At 68.2% G+C, this 17,920-nt stretch carries 18 protein-coding genes and 1 tRNA gene; 10 read left to right on the top strand and 9 right to left on the bottom strand.

The window, feature by feature from the left end:
- Window positions 1–358 precede the first annotated feature (358 nt).
- The 3 genes from LPC10_RS10800 (at window position 359) to LPC10_RS10810 (ending at window position 4,344) form a co-directional block, all read left to right on the top strand.
- On the top strand, window positions 359–2,461 hold the full coding sequence (locus LPC10_RS10800; RefSeq protein ID WP_231346678.1) for an EAL domain-containing protein: 2,103 nt from the start codon (window positions 359–361) through the stop codon (window positions 2,459–2,461).
- 251 nt (window positions 2,462–2,712) lie between these two features.
- Window positions 2,713–2,788, top strand: a tRNA-Thr gene (locus LPC10_RS10805).
- Between the two features lie 254 nt (window positions 2,789–3,042).
- Window positions 3,043–4,344, top strand: a complete 1,302-nt coding sequence (locus LPC10_RS10810; protein WP_231346679.1) for an alpha/beta fold hydrolase — start codon at window positions 3,043–3,045, stop codon at window positions 4,342–4,344.
- 229 nt (window positions 4,345–4,573) lie between these two features.
- On the opposite strand, the gene LPC10_RS10815 is transcribed toward LPC10_RS10810, so the two are convergent.
- The gene (locus LPC10_RS10815) at window positions 4,574–5,350 is read right to left on the bottom strand and encodes a creatininase family protein (RefSeq protein ID WP_231346680.1); all 777 of its coding nucleotides are present in this window, start codon (window positions 5,348–5,350) and stop codon (window positions 4,574–4,576) included.
- 196 nt (window positions 5,351–5,546) lie between these two features.
- Here LPC10_RS10815 and LPC10_RS10820 point away from each other — a divergent pair, with 196 nt between their 5' ends.
- Window positions 5,547–6,488 (top strand): diguanylate cyclase domain-containing protein, encoded by a 942-nt coding sequence (locus tag LPC10_RS10820; protein WP_370644697.1) that lies wholly within the window; start codon window positions 5,547–5,549, stop codon window positions 6,486–6,488.
- Here LPC10_RS10820 and LPC10_RS10825 read toward each other — a convergent pair.
- Together LPC10_RS10825 and LPC10_RS10830 are read right to left on the bottom strand one after the other, a co-directional pair.
- Complete coding sequence (locus tag LPC10_RS10825; protein WP_231346682.1) at window positions 6,475–6,888, bottom strand: CsbD family protein; 414 nt, start codon at window positions 6,886–6,888, stop codon at window positions 6,475–6,477. The genes LPC10_RS10820 and LPC10_RS10825 overlap by 14 nt on opposite strands.
- A gap of 131 nt (window positions 6,889–7,019) precedes the next feature.
- The gene (locus LPC10_RS10830) at window positions 7,020–7,223 is read right to left on the bottom strand and encodes a CsbD family protein (RefSeq protein ID WP_108940063.1); all 204 of its coding nucleotides are present in this window, start codon (window positions 7,221–7,223) and stop codon (window positions 7,020–7,022) included.
- A 293-nt stretch (window positions 7,224–7,516) separates the two neighbouring features.
- Here LPC10_RS10830 and oxlT point away from each other — a divergent pair, with 293 nt between their 5' ends.
- From oxlT to LPC10_RS10850, 4 genes are all read left to right on the top strand, one after another.
- Window positions 7,517–8,827, top strand: a complete 1,311-nt coding sequence (gene oxlT, locus LPC10_RS10835; RefSeq protein WP_231346683.1) for an oxalate/formate MFS antiporter — start codon at window positions 7,517–7,519, stop codon at window positions 8,825–8,827.
- An 11-nt stretch (window positions 8,828–8,838) separates the two neighbouring features.
- Complete coding sequence (locus LPC10_RS10840) at window positions 8,839–9,603, top strand: fumarylacetoacetate hydrolase family protein (protein ID WP_231346684.1); 765 nt, start codon at window positions 8,839–8,841, stop codon at window positions 9,601–9,603.
- 118 nt (window positions 9,604–9,721) lie between these two features.
- The gene (locus LPC10_RS10845) at window positions 9,722–10,729 is read left to right on the top strand and encodes a 2-dehydropantoate 2-reductase (RefSeq protein WP_231346685.1); all 1,008 of its coding nucleotides are present in this window, start codon (window positions 9,722–9,724) and stop codon (window positions 10,727–10,729) included.
- Between the two features lie 2 nt (window positions 10,730–10,731).
- Window positions 10,732–12,312: an acyl--CoA ligase gene (locus LPC10_RS10850; protein WP_231346686.1), complete on the top strand. Its 1,581-nt coding sequence runs from the start codon at window positions 10,732–10,734 to the stop codon at window positions 12,310–12,312.
- A 268-nt stretch (window positions 12,313–12,580) separates the two neighbouring features.
- Here LPC10_RS10850 and LPC10_RS10855 read toward each other — a convergent pair whose 3' ends face one another.
- From LPC10_RS10855 to LPC10_RS10870, 4 genes are all read right to left on the bottom strand, one after another.
- Window positions 12,581–12,862, bottom strand: a complete 282-nt coding sequence (locus LPC10_RS10855) for a hypothetical protein (protein WP_108940067.1) — start codon at window positions 12,860–12,862, stop codon at window positions 12,581–12,583.
- Entirely contained in the window at window positions 12,863–13,090 is a 228-nt protein-coding gene (locus LPC10_RS10860; protein ID WP_231346687.1) for a hypothetical protein, read from the bottom strand.
- 155 nt (window positions 13,091–13,245) lie between these two features.
- Entirely contained in the window at window positions 13,246–13,611 is a 366-nt protein-coding gene (locus LPC10_RS10865; RefSeq protein WP_231346688.1) for a hypothetical protein, read from the bottom strand.
- 120 nt (window positions 13,612–13,731) lie between these two features.
- On the bottom strand, window positions 13,732–14,952 hold the full coding sequence (locus LPC10_RS10870) for an MFS transporter (protein WP_231346689.1): 1,221 nt from the start codon (window positions 14,950–14,952) through the stop codon (window positions 13,732–13,734).
- 124 nt (window positions 14,953–15,076) lie between these two features.
- On the opposite strand from LPC10_RS10870, the gene LPC10_RS10875 reads away from it, so the two are divergent.
- A complete protein-coding gene (locus LPC10_RS10875; protein WP_231346690.1) occupies window positions 15,077–16,000 on the top strand; it encodes a LysR substrate-binding domain-containing protein in 924 nt (307 codons plus the stop codon).
- Here the strand turns inward: LPC10_RS10875 and LPC10_RS10880 are convergent.
- Window positions 15,984–16,373, bottom strand: a complete 390-nt coding sequence (locus tag LPC10_RS10880) for a tautomerase family protein (protein ID WP_003605197.1) — start codon at window positions 16,371–16,373, stop codon at window positions 15,984–15,986. The two genes, LPC10_RS10875 and LPC10_RS10880, sit on opposite strands and share 17 nt — an antisense overlap.
- A gap of 189 nt (window positions 16,374–16,562) precedes the next feature.
- On the opposite strand from LPC10_RS10880, the gene LPC10_RS10885 reads away from it, so the two are divergent.
- On the top strand, window positions 16,563–17,459 hold the full coding sequence (locus tag LPC10_RS10885; RefSeq protein WP_231346691.1) for a CoA ester lyase: 897 nt from the start codon (window positions 16,563–16,565) through the stop codon (window positions 17,457–17,459).
- A 68-nt stretch (window positions 17,460–17,527) separates the two neighbouring features.
- Here the strand turns inward: LPC10_RS10885 and LPC10_RS10890 are convergent, their stop codons facing one another.
- Window positions 17,528–17,914: a hypothetical protein gene (locus tag LPC10_RS10890; RefSeq protein WP_231346692.1), complete on the bottom strand. Its 387-nt coding sequence runs from the start codon at window positions 17,912–17,914 to the stop codon at window positions 17,528–17,530.
- Between the last annotated feature and the right edge of the window lie 6 nt (window positions 17,915–17,920).

Below are 17,920 nucleotides of genomic sequence, written 5' to 3' on the forward strand. Positions count from 1 at the left end.
CTGTGCCCGGCGTCTGCTTCACCCAAACGGCAACCGCCACGGAACTGAGAAGAACTCAATTCGCGACGGAGGGGCGAGAGCGGCCCGGTCGAAGCGTATTGGTCACGTCGTCCGAGCGGATTGCTTGATCCTCGCGTGCGGCGAACTTCACACTATCGTGATGGATCGCTGGAAAGGATGCCTTGGGCAGGGCAATTCACGCGATGACAGAGTTGTCGCCGTTCGAAAATTGCAACTTCATAGCGGATGATCCTGCGCCGTGTCGGTGGCTGTCGCATGAGGATCAGGCGCGCAGCGCAACAACATTTAACCTTTGTAGCTTTTCCTTGGCCGCGAAGCGCACCGCAAGAATTCGATAATGCCGAGCTGCCGCGACGATGCCGACCTCATGTACCGCCTGCTGGTTCGGGGGGTGACGGATTACGCGATCTATATGCTGACTCCGGACGGCACGATCGCGAATTGGAATGCGGGGGCGCAACGCACAAAGGGCTACACGGCCGAGGAGATCGTGGGGCTCAATTTTGCCTGCTTCTATAGTCCGGAAGATCGGGCCGCAGGATTGCCCGAGCACGGCCTCAGGACGGCGCGGCAGGAAGGCCGGTTCGAGGCGGAGGGCTGGCGCCGGCGCAAGGACGACTCCCGCTTCTGGGCGCATGTCGTCATCGATGCGATCCACGACGACGAGGGCCGATTCATTGGCTTTGCCAAGATCACCCGCGATTGCACCGAGCGGCAGGTGAACGCCCTCAAGCTCGACTCGGCCCTCGGCAACCTCGACCTCGCCATGTCCAACATGGCTCAGGGCCTGTGCCTCATCGATGACGACGGGCGCGTGGTGCTCGCCAACGAGCGAATGCACGAGATCCTCGCGGTGCCGAGCGGCGAGCCGCTGGTCGGCGCGTCGATCGGAGGCGTCCTGGCCGAAACGCTCAGCGAGGCGGCCTCTCTCCGCTTCCTGCAGGATCATCTGCGTCGCGACCTGGACCTCAACAGGCCCGAAATCTCCGAGATCGTGCATGGGGAACAGGTCTTGTCGGTGACGACGCGGCGACCGGCCTCCGGCGGGTGGGTCTCGACCTTCGTCGACGTGACCGAGCGGCGCCGGTTCGAGACACAGATCCAGCATCTGGCCCAGCACGATCCCCTGACGGATCTCGCCAACCGTGCGGCGCTCCGTCAGGCCCTCACCGAAACCCTCGCCTCGGCGCGCTGGGAGGATTGCGCCGTCCTCTACATCGATCTCGATCGCTTCAAGCCGATCAACGACACGTTCGGCCACGCCGTCGGCGATCAGATTCTTCAGGAGGCCGCCCGGCGCCTGCGGCTGACGGTGCGTCCGCAAGACGTGATCGCGCGCCTCGGAGGCGACGAGTTCGCGCTGGTCCTCAGTCCGGCCGACCCTCAGCGGGTGGCGGAGATGGCGCGGACGATCCTCGACGCCCTCAATCAGCCCTACGGGGTCAAACGGCTGCCGATTCGGATCGGCGCCAGCATCGGCATCGCCGTCGCGCCGCTGGCCGGGCGCGATCCCGACATCCTCCTGCGCAACGCCGACCTCGCCCTCTACGAGGCCAAGAAGGAGGGTCGGAACCGTTACAGCTTCTACGACCCGGCGATGGGGGACAAAGCTGCGGCGCGCTCGATGCTCGAGGCCGACCTGAACCGCGCCCTGGAGCGGCGCGAATTCGTCCTGCATTATCAGCCGATCGTGCGCGCCCGCACCGGTGCCACCATCGGCTTCGAGGCCCTGCTGCGCTGGCGACGGCCGGACGGGGTGGCGACGTCGCCTGCGGACTTCGTGCCGGCGGCCGAGGAGGCGGGCCTGATGCCAGAGATCGGCGCCTGGATCCTGGCCGAGGCGTGCCGTGAGGCGATGGCTTGGCCCGCCCATCTCACCGTGGCCGTCAACGTCTCGGCGACCCAACTGCGCAGCGCTCAGTTCATCGACGCGGTCGAGCGGGCGCTGGCCGAGAGCGGTCTGCCGCCGCATCGGCTGGAGATCGAGATCACAGAGACGGCGGTGCTTCAGAACCGCGAACTGGCCCTCAGCCTGCTCCGGCGATTGCGGGTGCTCGGTGTGATGATCGCGCTCGACGATTTCGGCACCGGCTACTCGTCGCTGAGCTTCGTCCACACTTTCCCGCTCACGCGCCTCAAGATCGATCGGAGCTTTGTCCGAGGGCTTGGGCATGATCCGCAATCGGCGGCGATCGTGCGCGCGATCATCGGCCTTTCGCGCAGCCTCGGCCTCGCGGTGACGGCGGAGGGCGTCGAGACGGAGGACCAGCGCCGGCTGCTCGCCAAGGAACGCGGGCTCGACATGCAGGGCTACCTGTTCGGCCACCCGGAGCCCGCGGCACATCTCGATCCTCATCTCACGCGGCATCGGTCCGCACGGCGGCTTGCGCTGCCGAAAGAGGGACGAGGGAAGGTCCAGAAGCATCCGGAGGCGGCCTGACAAAATCCGTTTCCAATCCCTTTGTGCACGAAGGGGCAGCCGCCGACGTCCGGCCTATTGCTGCGCGCGCCGGGCGGTTAACCGGATTAGGTTCGAATGACCGCGTGCCGGCCAAGCCCGAATGCTTGAAATCGGCCGTTGAGGCGAAGATCAGTTGTGCACAATATACGGCTTATGGTTTGTCGGCGCGACGAGCATGGACTTGGATGCGCTTGCGTCGTCCGAGGCAGGCTGATAGCGGGTTGTACGCTGCCGGTTTAGCTCAGTTGGTAGAGCAACCGCCTTGTAAGCGGTAGGTCGCGAGTTCGAGTCCCGCAACCGGCACCATCGGGCTCCTGTTCGAACACCGCAATCGACCAGAAGGGTTCATCCCATCGCGATCGGCGATGACCCGCCTGCCCGAGATTCCCTCGAACTCTTCACTCGTTGCGCAGCGGCGCGAAGCGGGCTTGTGCGCAAAATCTCTGTTGCCTTTCACAGCTCATGAAACTGTAACGAATGATAGTGCATTTGAGATAAGTTTAAGTCTCTCTGCGCGAGTAACGGACCTGCGCCGCACCGGCGCGAGAGCAGTCATCCGGATGGGGGCATTCGGGCGTATGCGCAACTCCTTGAGTTTCACGCCGCCGGATCTGCAGGAGGCGCGGCTCGAACCGGTGCGCCGCCGCATCGTCTTCTATATTCCCGGTTACGATCCCGAGGCGCGGACGCGCTATCGATTGCTGTTCGTGCGGGAGTGGACCCGCTACACCAAGCGCTTCGGCGGCGGCCGGCGGGAGATCTCCCGCGCCGAGCTGAGCCAGGACGGGCTTGTTCAGAGCTGGACCGTGAGCGCGCCGGAGCAGGGCGACGGGGCCGAGACCCGCTACGACGTGCTCCTATGGGACGATATCGTCGCGCGCGACTTCGCCCGCTCCCGCTTCCTCAGCGTCGCGCTTCTCGTCGCGGGCACGCTGCAGACCATCCTGAGCGGCCTGCTCTTCCGCTTCTACCGGTTGAGCTGGAAGTATGGGAACGTCATCCTCTACCCGTTCGTGATGGTGATCCTCCTCGCCGCGCTGTCCGTCGCCATCGCGGTGACGGTGCACGCGCATCTGGGCGATTGGTTCGGCCACAGCCTCGGTCTGCCGCTCTGGGTCTCGCTGCCGCTGGGCGTGATCGCGGGCCTCGTCTGGATCAAGACCATCGAGGCCTTCCTAAACCGCGTCTTCTTCTGGCAGCTCCTGAACGATTGGGTGTTCAACTGGCAGCACGGCCAGGGCCGGCGGCCGGATTACGAGCGTCGCCTCGATGCCTTTGCCGAGCACGTCCTGTCCTCCGTCGCGGCGCGGGACGAGGCCGGCCAGCCGACCGACGAGGTGATGATCGTCGGCCATTCCTCCGGCGGGCTGACCGCGGCGGAGGTCGCCGCCCGGGTGCTCGCCCGCGACGCCTCGATCGGCTCGTCGGGCGCCAGCCTGTCGCTGGCGACGCTGGGATCCGGGCTGCCGCTTGTGGCGATGCAGCCGGCAGCCGCCCGCCTGCGGGGAGAGATCGCGCGCCTCGTCACGGATCGGCGCATCGTCTGGTGCGATTTTCACGCGCCGCAGGACTGGATGAACTTCCCAGGTTTCAACCCGCTGAACGATCTCAAGCTCCGCCTGTGCGGGCAGCCGGTCGCCAATCCTCTCGTGCGCTCGGCGCGCTTCCGCGACCTTCTGTGTCCGGAGACCTACCGGCGGGTGCGCTTCCGCCCGTTCCGGATGCATTTCCAGTTCCTCCTCGCGAACGAGCGGCCCGGCGCCTACGATTTCTTCGCGATGACCCTGGGCCCGCGGCGGCTGCGCGAGCAGGTGCTCGCCCCCGCCACGGGCCGCGAATGTGAGGCTGCCCTTCCTCTCTGATCCGGACGCGCCCCGCCGCCGGTGACGCGCGGGCCAAGTGTGAGGCGGGCGCGCGTCTTCATCGTCACCGTCGGCAGCCGCGGCGAGGTCCTTCCGCTCCTCGCCGTCGCGACCGAGCTGCGGCGGGGTGAGAGCATCGTGAGCTTCCGAAAGCCGGCGGCACCTTGCGGGGCCGATGCTCCAGGTTGTTACCCTAGCGGCGCCCGCGTCCATCCCCCCCGACGGTTCGCTACAGCGAGAATCGGTCCACCTCCTCCAGCAGCCGGACGAAGGTGCGCGCCCCGTGGTCGAGCGCGGCCTCGCCGGCCTCGGCCGTGCCGAGTCGGGCGTCGCCCAGGGCGCCGGCGGGGTGAAGGTCTTCCGTCTTCCAGGCGAATGCCGCCGGGCGCCCCGCGCGCAGGAGCGAGAAATCACGGGCCATCGCCACCGTGCGGGGCTCGAAATGCGCGATGCGGTCCCGCCGCACGAGGTCGGGCCGCAGCGCGAACATCAGCGCGGTTTCGAGGCCGCCGGCATGGATGCCGTGGCGGATCTCGTCTTCCGGAAACAGCCCCTCAGGCAGGCCGAGGCGGCTCCACGAGGTCGTCACCGCGACCATGCCGAAGCGCCCGCGCAGCGCGCCCGCTACGAGGTCGATGAGTGCGCTGTTGCCGCCATGCGAGGAGACGATCACGAGCTTCCCGCAGCCCGACCGGTGCAGGCTGGCGCCGATCTCGGTCCAGGCGGCAAGCGCGGTCGCGGCGGTCAGGGACAGGGTGCCGGGAAAGGAATCGTGCTCGTCCGACTTGCCGATCGCCTGCACCGGCAGGAGCAGCACGTCGAGCGCCTCCGGTACCAGCCGCGCCACCCGCTGCAGATACCCTTCCGCGATCATCGTGTCGGTGCCGAGCGGCAGGTGCGGCCCATGCTGCTCCACCGCGGCGACCGGAAGCACGGCGATGGATCGGCCCATGTCGCGGGCGCGGATCTCCGCCGTCGTAAGATCGAGCCAGGATCGCGCCGGCATGCTGGCATCTCCGTTGTTGCGAGTGGACATGCCGGATCGCGGACGCCGTCCGCAGGCATTCTGAGACCGTTCCGGCTTTGATGGAGCGGAAACCGTATCAACCGCTCGTTAGTCAAGATGGCTCAAGGGTTGCCGGATTGTCCTGATTGCATTGCCGAAGCCCGTGAATACTCTTCCTCCGAACCGGTCCGCTGCGATGTCGTCCATGCTGGGCGCGACGGAGGACGACTCGGCCGAGGCGATCCGCCGGGAACTGACTCATCTGCGAGAGATGCTGGAGCAGAACTCGGATTGGATCTGGGAGGTGGATGCGCAGGGGCGCTACACCTACGCCTCGCGCCAATGCGTCGCCCTGCTCGGTCGCGAGCCGGAGGAAGTGGTGGGACGCACACCCTTCGACTTCATGCCCCCCGACGAAGCCGAGCGGGTCGGGCGAATCTTCGCCGCCATTGCCGCCGAGCGCCGGCCTTTCGCCCAGCTTCTCAACCGCAACCTGCGCAAGGACGGCAGCCTCGTGGTGCTGGAGACGAGCGGCGTGCCGCTGCTCGGCCCTGACGGTGCGTTGCGCGGCTACCGCGGCATCGATCGGGACGTCACCGAGCGAGAGGCGGCGAACGAGCGGCTGCGCCACATCGCCCGGCACGACGACCTTACGGGCCTGCCGAACCGGATGTATTTGCGCGAGCATCTCGCCGGGCGGCTGGCCGCCGGGCAGCGACCGGGCGTGATCAGCCTCGATCTCGACGGCTTCAAACCGGTCAACGATCGCCTCGGCCATGCCGCGGGCGACCGGGTCCTGACGGAGATCGGCCGCCGGCTCGGCGAGATGGCGGCCGCGCACGGCCTGTTCGCGGCACGCCCCGGAGGCGATGAATTCGTCGTGATCGTCCCGGACGGCGCGACCGCTTCATCCGGGCCGCCTCGTGGGACCCTTCGTGAGATCCTCGGGCAGGCCATTGCCGCCCCCATTGTCCTCGACGCCGGAACGGTGCGGGTGAGCGCCAGCCTCGGCCTCGCCCACGCGGATGGTCCGAACGACACGGTCGAAGCCCTGCTGGCAAGGGCCGACCGTGCCCTCTACGAGGCCAAGGAAGCGGCGAAGGAGGCCGCGCGGCGCGCCGGCCTCAGCGGCGGCTGAGGAGCCAGCCGAGACCGAAGGCCGCCGCAGCGACCAGGGCCAGCGTCGTGCCACGATTCGCGTCGGCCCGCATGGCGAGTTCGCGGCCGCGCTGACGCGCCTCGTGCCGGAGGTGGCGCCCTCGGCCGCGGGCCTCCTCGTGCAGTTGGCGCCCGCGCTCCAGGGTCTCATCGCGAAGATGCCGACCGCGGGAGACGGCCTCGTCGGCGAGGCGGTAGCCATCCTCGTAGAGATCCTCGGCCCGGTCGCGGGTCCGGCCATAGGCCGCCTGCGCCACACCCGCGACCTGCTCGTAGGCGCCTTCGACCTGCGGGCGGGCGCGGCCCGCCACGGCGCCGAGCGCGGTGCGGCCACGACCCTTGAGGTTGCGCAGTCCGCCCTCGAACTGGTCCCTGTTCATGATGAATTTCCTCTGATCAAATGGGTTGTGCCAAGCCGCTCGCGGCCGTCGACCGAAATGAAGAAGCCGCACCCGGTCGGGTGCGGCTCCGGCCGTCGGATCCTGCTGGGAAAGGCCGGCGCAGGCGGCTCTTAGAGCTTGCTCTTCACCGCATCGGCGGCGTTCTTCACGCCTTCCTTGGCCTCGCCAACGGTGCGCTGGGTCTTGCCCTCGACTTCCTGCGCCTTGCCCTCGGCCTGCAGCTTCTCGTTGCCGGTCAGGTTGCCGACGCCCTGCTTCACGTTGCCGGCGACCTCGTTGGCGGCGCCCTTGATCTTGTCGGTCGTGCTGCTCATCGCGTCTCTCCGTTCGTTGGTTTAGCGCCGTCTCGCGGCGCTCTCGGCAAGCTGAACGGATCCCCCCGGCGCTTGGTTCCACTCCTATGATAAGGCGTGCCGCCCCGCACACGCCCCACAAAATGCATTCATTCTGCGGGAACGTTCAAAAAATATCTGCGCAACGGCCAAATATTTTCCTGTCAGCGCTCGGGTCACGAGGGGTTACGTATGCGGTATCCAAAATTCCACTACGGGTAAGCCGGGCAGCCGTCCCGGTCCGCCAAAAGAAAAGTCGAGATCAGGGACGCTCCATGGCCGTTCAAGCCGCCGATCCATTGCCCTCTACCGGTGCCTATTCGACATCACGTGCCGACACGCCCTTCGGTGGGCGCTGGGGACAGCTCATCCTCGGTGTGCTGTGCATGTCGATGATCGCCAACTTGCAGTATGGCTGGACGCTGTTCGTCAATCCGATCAACGACAAGTACGGGTGGGGCAAGCCGGCGATCCAGGTCGCTTTCACGATCTTCGTGCTGACCGAGACCTGGCTCGTTCCGATCGAGGGCTGGTTCGTCGACAAGTACGGCCCGAAGGTCGTCACCCTGTTCGGCGGCGTGCTCTGCGCCGTCGGCTGGGCGATGAACTCGGTCGCGGACTCGCTGTGGTTCCTGTATCTGGCCGCCGCCATCAGCGGCATCGGTGCGGGCGCGGTCTACGGCACCTGCGTCGGCAACGCCCTTAAGTGGTTCCCCGATCGCCGTGGCCTCGCCGCCGGCCTCACCGCCGCGGGCTTCGGTGCGGGCTCGGCCCTCACCGTCATCCCGATCGCCGCGATGATCCGCGACAGCGGCTACGAGCAGACCTTCCTCGCCTTCGGCCTCGGCCAGGGCATCGTGGTCATGGTTGCCGCCCTGCTGCTCTCCTCGCCGAGTGCCGCCTACAAGGAGCGGATGCTCGCCGGCCGCGTCTCCCCCAACGCCACGAGCCGCCGCCAGTATTCCTCCGCCGAGATGGTGCGCACCCCGGTCTTCTGGCTGATGTACGCGATGTTCGTGATGATGGCCGCGGGCGGCCTGATGGCGACCGCCTCGCTCGCCCCCATCGCCAAGGACTTCCAGGTCGACTCGATTCCCGTCTCGCTGATGGGCCTGACCCTGCCGGCGCTCACCTTCGCGCTCACCATCGACCGGGTGCTCAATGGCGTGACCCGGCCGGTCTTCGGCTGGATCTCCGACCGGATCGGGCGTGAGAACACCATGTTCCTTGCCTTCATGGTCGAGGGCGCGGGTATCCTGGCGCTCGGCATGTTCGCCCATTCGCCGATGGCCTTCGTGCTGCTCACCGGCCTCGTGTTCTTCGCCTGGGGCGAGATCTACTCGCTGTTCCCCTCGACCTGCGCCGACACCTACGGCGACAAGAACGCCACCGCCAATGCCGGCCTGCTCTACACCGCCAAGGGCACGGCCTCGCTGATGCTGCCCGCCTTCCTGGCGATCCAGACCGCGACCGGCTCCTGGCAGAACGTGTTCTACCTCGCCTCCGGGATGGCCTTCGTCGCCGGCTTCCTCGCGCTCTTCGTGCTGAAGCCGATGCGTGCCCGCTTCGTCGCCCGCAACCAGTGAGGAGCGAGCCCGTGACCCGCTGGATCGGCTTCACCCACAACAACGAGTCCGGCTTCGGCCGGCTCGACGGCGAACGGATCGAGGTTTGCGAGGGCGACCTGTTCGGCGAGAACGGACCGACGGGGCAGGTGCTGGCGCTCGCCGAGGTGAGCGTCGGCCTGCCCTGCCGTCCCTCGAAGATGATCGCCCTGTGGAACAATTTCGGGGCACTGATGGAGAAGCAGGGCCTGTCCCGGCCCGAGGCGCCGCTGTTCCTGATCAAGCCCGCCAACACGTTCCGGCCCTCGGGTGCGGTGGTGGCGGTGCCGGAGGCGGCGGGACGGGGGCTCTACGAGGGCGAACTCGGCATCGTGATCGGCAAGACCGCTCGCGATGTCACCGAGGACGAGGCCGCCGACCATGTGTTCGGCTTCACCTGCGTGAACGACGTCACCTCTGCCGCGATCCTCAAGGCGGATGCGAGCTTCACGCAGTGGACCCGCGCCAAGGGCCTCGACGGTTTCGGCCCGTTCGGGCCCGTCATCGCCACCGGGCTCGATCCGGAGGCGCTGACCGTGCGGACCCTGGTCAATGGGCGCGAGCGGCAGAATTTCCCGATCAGCGATATGCTGATCCCGGTCGCCCGGCTCGTGGCGCAGCTCTCGCAGGGGCTGACACTGGAGCCGGGCGACGTGATCGCCTGCGGTACCTCGGTCGGGTCGGGGCCGATCCCCAAGGGCGCCACGGTCGAGGTTGTGATCGAGGGTATCGGAACGCTCAGCAATCGTTTCGAGTAGGCGAAGCTTCAGCAAAAGTGGTCTCCGCAAACGGACGAAAACGGCCGGATCGGCGTTCTAGGAAACGAAGATTCAAGGCTTGGCCGGCGGAGCGGTAACGGCAGCACGGGTGAGAGACATGAGCATCGCGATCGTCGGCGCCGGCGCCATCGGCGGATATCTCGGAGTCAGGCTGGCGGAGGCCGGCGAGGACGTGACCTTCATCGCCCGCTCGAACGCGGACGCGATCAAGTCGGACGGCATGCGCCTGATCGAGGAGGACGGCACCGAGATCCACTCGAAGTCCGTCAAGGCGACCCGCTCCATGCAGGAGGCGGGCGTGCACGAGGTCGTGCTGCTGACCGTGAAGGCGCATCAGGTCGGCCCCATCGCCGCCGATCTCAAGCACCTGATCGGCCCCGACACCGTCGTGGTGACGATGCAGAACGGCATCCCGTGGTGGTACTTCATGGGCGGCCATGGCGGCGAATATGCCGGCACGCGGCTGGAAAGCGCCGATCCCGGCGGGCTGATCGCCGACCATCTCGATCCGAAGCACGTCATCGGCTCGGTGGTGTATCCGGCGACCGTGCTCACCGATCCCGGCACCGTGAAGGTGATCGAGGGCAACCGCTTCGGTTTGGGCGAACTCGACGGCTCGAAGTCGGAGCGGGTGCTAGCCCTCTCCCAGCGGCTGGCCAAGGCGGGCTTCCGCGCGCCGGTCACCAGCGACATCCGCGCCGAGATCTGGCTCAAGCTGTGGGGCAATCTCAGCTTCAACCCGATCTCCGCGCTGACGCACGCGACGCTGGAGGACATCTGCCGCTTCCCCGACACGCGGGCGATCGCCGCCGAGATGATGCGCGAGGCGGAAGTGATCGCGAACAAGCTCGGCGTCACCTTCCGCCTCGGCATCGACAAGCGCATCGCCGGCGCCGAGAAGGTCGGCCCGCACAAGACCTCGATGCTGCAGGACGTCGAGGCTGGCCGCCCGATCGAGCTGGAGGCGCTCGTCGGCTCGGTGATCGAGCTCGGCCGCCTCACCGGCACGCCGACCCCGCATATCGACACCGTCTTCGCCCTGATGCGGCTCCTGGCTCAGAGCCTGGAGCGCGCGAACGGCCGCCTCGCGATCCAGGGAGCGTGACGATGCTCCTGCCCGAGACTTCCGCCCTTCCCCCCACCGACTCCAAGGAGGCCAGCGTGGCCGCGACGACTCTTCACGAGCTGATCCAGGCCGGCGCCGATGCGGCCCCCGCCCTGTCGAGCCCCGGCGGCGTGCCGCTGACGTTCCAGGCGCTGCGCGCGCTGACCGAGCGGACGGTCGCTGACCTCAACGCCCGCGGCATCGGCCGCGGCGATCGGGTGGCGATCGTGCTGCCGAACGGCCCGGAGATGGCCGCCGCCTTCATCGCGGTGGCTGCCGGCACCACCTCGGCCCCGCTCAACCCGAGCTACAAGGCCGACGAATTCGAGTTCTACATGAGCGACCTCGGCGCCAAGCTGCTGCTGGTGGCCGAAGGCTCGGACTCGCCCGCGGTCGCCGTCGCGGAGAAGCTCGGCGTGGCGGTGGCCCGCCTGCGGCCGACCCCGGAGGAGGGCGCGGGCAGCTTCACGCTGCACTTCGCCGATGACAGCGCTGCACCGGCCGAGAAGGGCGGACCGGCGAGCTCGGACGAGATCGCGCTGGTGCTGCACACCTCCGGCACCACCTCGCGGCCGAAGATCGTGCCGCTGACCCAGGGCAATGTCTGTGCCTCGGCCCGCAACATCCGCACCGCGCTCGCCTTCACGGCGGAGGATCGCGGCCTCAACATCATGCCGCTGTTCCACATCCACGGCCTGATCGCCGGCATCCTCGCCCCGCTCTCGGTGGGCGGGCAGGTCTCCTGCACGCCGGGCTTCAATGCGCTGAAGTTCTTCGGCTGGATGGATGAGGTGAACCCCACTTGGTACACCGGCGTGCCGACCATGCATCAGGCGATCCTGGGCCGGGCCGCGCGCAACAAAGAGATCATCGCGCGCAACCCGCTGCGCTTCATCCGCTCCTCGTCCTCCTCCCTGCCGCCGCAGGTGATGAAGGAGCTGGAAGAGACCTTCGGCGCTCCCGTCATCGAGGCCTACGGCATGACGGAGGCCGCGCACCAGATGGCCTCGAACCCGCTGCCGCCCAAGCCCCACTATGCGGGCTCGGTCGGCCTCGCGGCCGGCCCCGAAATCGCGGTGGTCGATATCGACGGCGAGCCGCTGCCCGCGGGCGAGACCGGCGAGATCGTCATCCGTGGCGACAACGTGATGAAGGGCTACGAGAACAACGAGAAGGCCAATGCCGAGGCCTTCACCCGGCAGGGTTGGTTCCGCACCGGCGACCAGGGCGTCCTGTCGCCCGAGGGCTACCTCTCGATCACCGGGCGGCTGAAGGAGATCATCAACCGCGGCGGCGAGAAGATCTCGCCGCGCGAGGTGGACGAGGTCCTGATGGACCACCCGGCGGTGTCGCAATGCGTCACCTTCGCGGTGCCGCACGACAAGCTCGGCGAGGATGTCGCCGCCGCGATCGTGCTGCGCGAGGATGCCGAGGCGGTGGAGAAGGAGATTCGCGCCTTCGCCTCCGAGCGTCTGGCCGCCTTCAAGGTGCCGGCCAAGATCCTGATCCTCGACGAGATCCCCAAGGGCGCGACCGGCAAGCTCCAGCGCATCGGTCTGGCGCAGAAGCTCGGGCTGGCCTGAGGTTTTTCGCGGTCCGGCCATCCCTACGATCGCCGGATCGCTCCTGCTTTCGGTGCGGGGCTGCTTTCTCTGCAACCGCACCGCCAGGATACGACTGAGGGCCCGCAGGCGGCGACCTGCGGGCCCTCTTGTTGGGCTAACGTCAGATGGATCGTCCGAAGACGCTCGCGGCACGAGGGTTCGGACGAACACCAACGAGCAATCGGCTCAAACAAAGGGCGGCGCTGCGAGCGCCGCCCTTTGTTTTTCGGGATCGCTCCGGAAAGACTCAGTTCCGCGCGGCCATCATGTCGTGGGACAGCACGGTGAGCTTGCCGATCAGGCTGGCCACGTCGCCGTGGGCGCAGGACCATTGTGTGCCGATGGCGCTGCCGTCGTTCGACACGGAGACCACCGCGACCGAGCGCAGCTTGCCCTCGCGGGCGAGCTTGAGCTGATCTTGGAGCACCTCGATGATCGAGGCGACGTTCTCGTCGGCAACCGCCTCGGTGGCAGCCGCGGGGAAGGGAACCACGGTGGCGTCGTTGAGGGCGCGTTCGAACTTGGACATTCAGGCAACTCGACGATGCTTGAGGGAGGTGCGGCCGAGAGGTCCGGCCTGGAGACGATCCACGAGAAAGGCGAGGCGATCGGGCAGGGCGCCGTCCTTGTCGACGGAGAGGCGCTTGCCGATGGCAGAGGCGACCCCCTTGGTCACCCGACTGACGGTGGGCCGCTCGAGGCGGGACACCGTCTGCAGTCGGTCCGTTCGGTTCGGGTCGGCGCTCGGATCAGCCATCGCTTCCTCGCTCTCGGACGATTGCACGAGGTTGATCCTGCGCGCCGCATCGCGTCATGAAAATGGCACCGGACCGGTCACGCTTGCGCATTTCCGTGGCTGTGGCTTGGAAGCGACAGTCGCTCAAGCCATAGCCTCGTTGATCCGGTTTCGGCTCAGCGCGGATCCTGCCATCCCGAGCGGACCGGCGCGGCGCGGCCGGTGCCGCCCGTATTCATGACGCGGGGCGCTTCGGCGCGGGCGGGTGCCGGCTCGGCCATGGCGGCGCGGCGGGGGGCACGGGCCGACCGGCGCAAGGCGGCGCGGCGCTTGCGGGCGGAGCGGGGACGCGTGGCGCTGTTCGAGCCGATGACGCCGCCGGCCACCGCACCCACCACCGCACCGACCGGCCCGGCCACGAGCGCGCCGGCGACAGCCCCGGCGCCGACACTCATCGCGGTCCGGTTCTCAGCCTGCGCCGGTCCGGAGAGACCGGCGAGCAACGCGAGGCCGGCACAGGCGCCGAGACAGGTCTTTCGCATCCGGTTCGTCCCTTCGAAAAGCAGTTCGGGGACGCCCTTGGCCTTCGATCATGACGAAAGGTTGACCTGAATCGGTCGTGTGATTTGGTTGGACCTTGGCCTTACAAAGAAAATCGGCGCTCAAAGTCGCGCTTGTTCTTGCGCATTCTCCCGCTCGATCCGGGCGAGCGGCCGGCGCAAGCCGAGTACCAGCGGCACGATGGTCAGCGCCGTGGCGGCGGCGGCCAGCAGGCCGAAGCCCGAGCCGGCCCGATCGCCCAGCGCCCCGTAGGCGATCGGCGCCAGCCCGCCCGAGCCGATCACCGCGGTGTAGAACAGGGCAAACGCCCGGCCGACATCGCCGCGCGGCGCAAGATCCGGCACCGTCCCGTAGAGCACCGAGGAGGTGCCGTTGAGGACCAGGCCGACGAGCGGCAGCACGACCAGGGCCGGCCCGAGCGGCAGGACGAGGAGCGCGGCGACCAGCCCGGCGGTGGCTGTCTCGGTCGCGACGACGCAGGGCACGACGCCCAGGCGCTCGCCGAGCCAGCCGCACACGGCCTTGCCGAAGGCGCCGCCGGAAAAGACCAGGGCCAGCGCGAGCCCGGTCGTCGCGCCCGTGCCGCCCTTGGCTTCCAAGAGAAAGGGCAGGAACAGCAGGGTGCCCATCCGCGTGGCGGTATCGAGGGCGCCGACCGTCATCAGGAGGGTAAAGCCTCGCCCCCTGCCACGGGTCCGGCCGGCGCGCGCCGGGGGCGCGGCGAGCGCGCCCCGCGGCAGGACGAGGACGAGCGCCAAGGACGCGGCGAGACCGACCGCTGCCATCAGTCCGGTGACCGACCGCCAGGCCAGCACGCCGAGCAGCAGCGCCACCGCGACCGGAAAGAGCGCCTTCCCGAGATCGCCGGCGAAATTATAGATCCCCAGCGGCCCGCGTGCCGCGCTGCCATAGGCCTGGGCGACGAGGAGCGAGGCGCGGGGATGCTGAATGCTGGCCCCGATCCCGGCAAGCACCAGCCCGGCGCAGAGCCCTGTGAGACCGCCGCTCAAACCCATCACGCAGAAGCCGGCAGCGGCGACCAGGGTCGAGACGGTGAGGCTGACGCGGATCGGCCACCGTGCCGACAACCGGTCGGCGGGCACCTGCAGGCCGCCCATCGTGGCGTAGTAGAGGCTGCGCAGGACGGCGAGCCCGGCATAGCCGAGGCCGAACTCCGCCTGCCAGACCGGCAGCATCACGTAGAGCAGATCGGTGTAGCCGTCGTGCAGCGCGTGGGCGAGGCACGCTCCGCCGAGGCTTCGCCGCTTGAGGTCGCGGCCGGCGCCCTCCATCGATCGGTCGAGTCGAACGGCCTGGTTCACACGGACAATCCCCTCTGACGCCCCTTCGGACGCTTGCGCGTAGACCTTAAACCCGTGATTTTTGCGGGATCAGAGCTGCTTGTCGCACGGGTTTTGTGCGGTTTCCTCACGGACGGAGGAGGGGATGCGTCGGCTGCCGCCGCTCCACGCGTTGCAGGTGTTCGAGGTCGCGGCTCGAGCCGGCAGCTACGCCCAGGCCGGTCTCGAACTCGGGCTGACGCATGGGGCGGTCAGCCGTCAGGTCGCTGCGCTGGAGGCGTGGCTCGGGCAGCGGCTGTTCGTGCGGGTCGGGCGGCGGATGGTAGCAACCCCGGCTGCCCGCGTCTTCGCGGAAGAGGTCAGCCTGTCGTTTGACCGGCTGACCGCGGCGGCCGAGGCCTGCGGGCGGCCCCAAGCGCCACGCGTCCTGCGGGTCAGCGCACCTGCGACCTTCGCCATGCGCTGGCTGATCCCGCGCCTCGACGACTTCCACGCAGCTCGACCCGACACGGAGGTCCGGGTCACCACCACGACGACCCTGCAGGACGCGCTGCGCGGCGGGTTCGACCTTGCGGTCCGGCGCGGCCCCGATCCGTGGCCGCAGCACCGCGCGGTGCCGTTCCTGACGGAAGCGGATACCCTGGTGGCGAGCCCCGCCCTGTTGTGGAACAAGCCGCTGGCGACGCGGAACAAGCCGCTGGCGACTCTGCGCGATCTCGGGGGCCACGTGCTCCTCGGCACCGAGACACGGCCAGGGGACTGGAGCGACTGGCTCGCTGCGGCCGGCGTCGCCTTGCCCGGCGGCGTGCGCCGCCGGGTGTTCGACCATTTCTTCGTGACCCTCCAAGCCGTGGAGGACGGCACCGGCCTCGGCATCGGGCCGTTCCCGATCCTCGACCGGATGGTCGCCGCAAACCGGCTCGCGGTGCCGTTTCCGGAGATCCGGGTCGAGCGGGCCGCCTACTTCGCCCTGACGCCCTTCGACGCCGACAAGTCTCCCGCGCTCACCGCCTTCATCGACTGGCTGGTGGCAGAGGGCGGACGGCCGAGTCTTACAATTCCCCGGTGAGGAACTGCGCCCGGCCGTGTCCGAACGACCAATCCTCGTCGGTGTTCTCCACCGTCGAGACCATCACGTCGGCCGGCGCGATGCCGCAGGCGGCCTGCAGCTTCTCCGTCAGCAGCCGGTAGAACAGCTCCTTCTTCTCGCGCCCGCGCGGCCGGGTGATCATCTGAACCACCACCACGTTGCGCGTGCGGGGGATGTCGAGGCCGGTATCCTCCACGATCATCCGCGAGGGTTTGTGCTCGGTCACGATCTGGTAGCGGTCGCCGGGCGGCACTTGGAAGGCTTCGAGCATCGCCTCGTGCGCGGCGTCGAGCAGGGCCTTCAACTCGGCGTCGCTGCGGCCCTCGATCAGGTCGAAACGCATCAAGGGCATCTGAAACTCTCCAAAAGTCGGGATGGGGTGTGCCCTCTGGCGGTCACCGGGCACTCGCGGTTAAGTAGCCCCGCTTCCGGCCGCTTCCAACCGATCGGGATCCTTCGTATTATGCATTCAAATAAGGGTGCAAACGAGGGTGGAAGTGGCGCGCGGCGTTCCTGACCCGCCCCCAGGAGGAGACGAGACATGTCCGATTTGCGGTTGCGCCGCAGCGTTCTCTACATGCCGGGATCGAACCAGCGCGCCCTCGAGAAGGCGAAGACGCTGCCCGCCGATTCGCTGATCCTCGATCTGGAGGATGCCGTCTCGATGGAAGAGAAGGAGCTGGCGCGCGATCAGGTCTGCGCCGCGGTGAAGAGCGGTGGCTACGGCCATCGCGAACTCGTGATCCGGGTGAACGCGCCGCAGACACCCTGGGGCGACGGGGATCTGCGTGCGGCGATCCAGGCCAAGCCCGACGTGATCCTGATGCCCAAGGTCTCGTCGCCGGCGGTGCTGGAGAGCGTGGCCGACGCGCTGGAAGCGCTCGACGCGCCCGAATCCATCGCGGTGTGGGCGATGATCGAAACCCCGGCGGCGATCCTCAACATCCACGAGATCGCCAAGGCGCGCCGCGACCGCCGCAACCGGCTGACCGGCTTCGTGCTCGGCACCAACGATCTGGCCAAGGACACCTGGGCGCAGCTTGTGCGCGGGCGCGTGCCGATGCTGCCGTGGATGATGCTAACTCTTGCCGCGGCGCGCGCCGAGGGGCTGATCATCCTCGACGGCGTGTGGAACGACATCGCCGATCCCGAAGGCTGCCGCGAGGAGTGCCGGCAGGCGCGCGACCTCGGCTTCGACGGCAAGACGCTGATTCACCCGAACCAACTCGAGCCCGCCAACACCTCCTTCGCCCCCACGGAGGAGGAGGTGCGCCGCGCGCGTCTCGTGATCGAGGCTTTCAACCTGCCGGAGAACGCCAAGCGCGCGGCGATCAAGGTCGAGGGCCGGATGTACGAGCGCCAGCATATCGGCATGGCCCGCCGCGCCGTTGTCTGGTCCGAGACCATCGCCGCCCGCGACGCCGCCTCCGCCTCCTGAACGCGAAACGGCCGCGCCCGGTGGGGCGCGGCCGTGGCCGTCACGCTTGGAAGTGACGGCGGGTCGACTTACCAGCCGTAGCCGTAATCATAGGCCGGGCCGCCCCAGGAATAGCCGCCATAGGCACGACGCGGGGCATAGTAGCCGCCGTCATAGTAGCCGACGCTGCGATAGCCGTAGGCCGGACGGGCATAGCCGTAATCGTAGCTGTAGGCAGGCCGGCCATATCCGTAGCCGCCGTAACCGTAGGCCGGACGGGCATAGCCGTAACCGCCGTAGCCGTAGCTGTTCGAGGCGGCCGCACCCACGAGCGCGCCAGCCGCAAGGCCACCGATCACGCCGGCCGCGATCGCGCCACCGCCGCCGCGACCGCGCCACCGGGCCTCGGCATCGGTCGAGGACAGGGCGCCGACGCCGAGAACAGCCACGGCCGACAGAATCGCAAGCTTCTTCATCAAGTC

Origin of the sequence: Methylorubrum sp. B1-46, from assembly GCF_021117295.1 — a bacterium.
Classification (GTDB): Bacteria; Pseudomonadota; Alphaproteobacteria; order Rhizobiales; family Beijerinckiaceae; genus Methylobacterium.

Bases quoted from the DNA above. Each gene is read 5' to 3' on its own strand.
- LPC10_RS10800 (WP_231346678.1), top strand. From the start codon at position 359: ATGCCGAGCTGCCGCGACGATGCCGACCTCATGTACCGCCTGCTGGTT.
- LPC10_RS10810 (WP_231346679.1), top strand. From the start codon at position 3,043: ATGGGGGCATTCGGGCGTATGCGCAACTCCTTGAGTTTCACGCCGCCG.
- LPC10_RS10815 (WP_231346680.1), bottom strand. From the start codon at position 5,350: ATGCCGGCGCGATCCTGGCTCGATCTTACGACGGCGGAGATCCGCGCC.
- LPC10_RS10820 (WP_370644697.1), top strand. From the start codon at position 5,547: ATGTCGTCCATGCTGGGCGCGACGGAGGACGACTCGGCCGAGGCGATC.
- LPC10_RS10825 (WP_231346682.1), bottom strand. From the start codon at position 6,888: ATGAACAGGGACCAGTTCGAGGGCGGACTGCGCAACCTCAAGGGTCGT.
- LPC10_RS10830 (WP_108940063.1), bottom strand. From the start codon at position 7,223: ATGAGCAGCACGACCGACAAGATCAAGGGCGCCGCCAACGAGGTCGCC.
- oxlT (WP_231346683.1), top strand. From the start codon at position 7,517: ATGGCCGTTCAAGCCGCCGATCCATTGCCCTCTACCGGTGCCTATTCG.
- LPC10_RS10845 (WP_231346685.1), top strand. From the start codon at position 9,722: ATGAGCATCGCGATCGTCGGCGCCGGCGCCATCGGCGGATATCTCGGA.
- LPC10_RS10850 (WP_231346686.1), top strand. From the start codon at position 10,732: ATGCTCCTGCCCGAGACTTCCGCCCTTCCCCCCACCGACTCCAAGGAG.
- LPC10_RS10855 (WP_108940067.1), bottom strand. From the start codon at position 12,862: ATGTCCAAGTTCGAACGCGCCCTCAACGACGCCACCGTGGTTCCCTTC.
- LPC10_RS10860 (WP_231346687.1), bottom strand. From the start codon at position 13,090: ATGGCTGATCCGAGCGCCGACCCGAACCGAACGGACCGACTGCAGACG.
- LPC10_RS10865 (WP_231346688.1), bottom strand. From the start codon at position 13,611: ATGCGAAAGACCTGTCTCGGCGCCTGTGCCGGCCTCGCGTTGCTCGCC.
- LPC10_RS10875 (WP_231346690.1), top strand. From the start codon at position 15,077: ATGCGTCGGCTGCCGCCGCTCCACGCGTTGCAGGTGTTCGAGGTCGCG.
- LPC10_RS10880 (WP_003605197.1), bottom strand. From the start codon at position 16,373: ATGCCCTTGATGCGTTTCGACCTGATCGAGGGCCGCAGCGACGCCGAG.
- LPC10_RS10885 (WP_231346691.1), top strand. From the start codon at position 16,563: ATGTCCGATTTGCGGTTGCGCCGCAGCGTTCTCTACATGCCGGGATCG.
- LPC10_RS10890 (WP_231346692.1), bottom strand. From the start codon at position 17,914: ATGAAGAAGCTTGCGATTCTGTCGGCCGTGGCTGTTCTCGGCGTCGGC.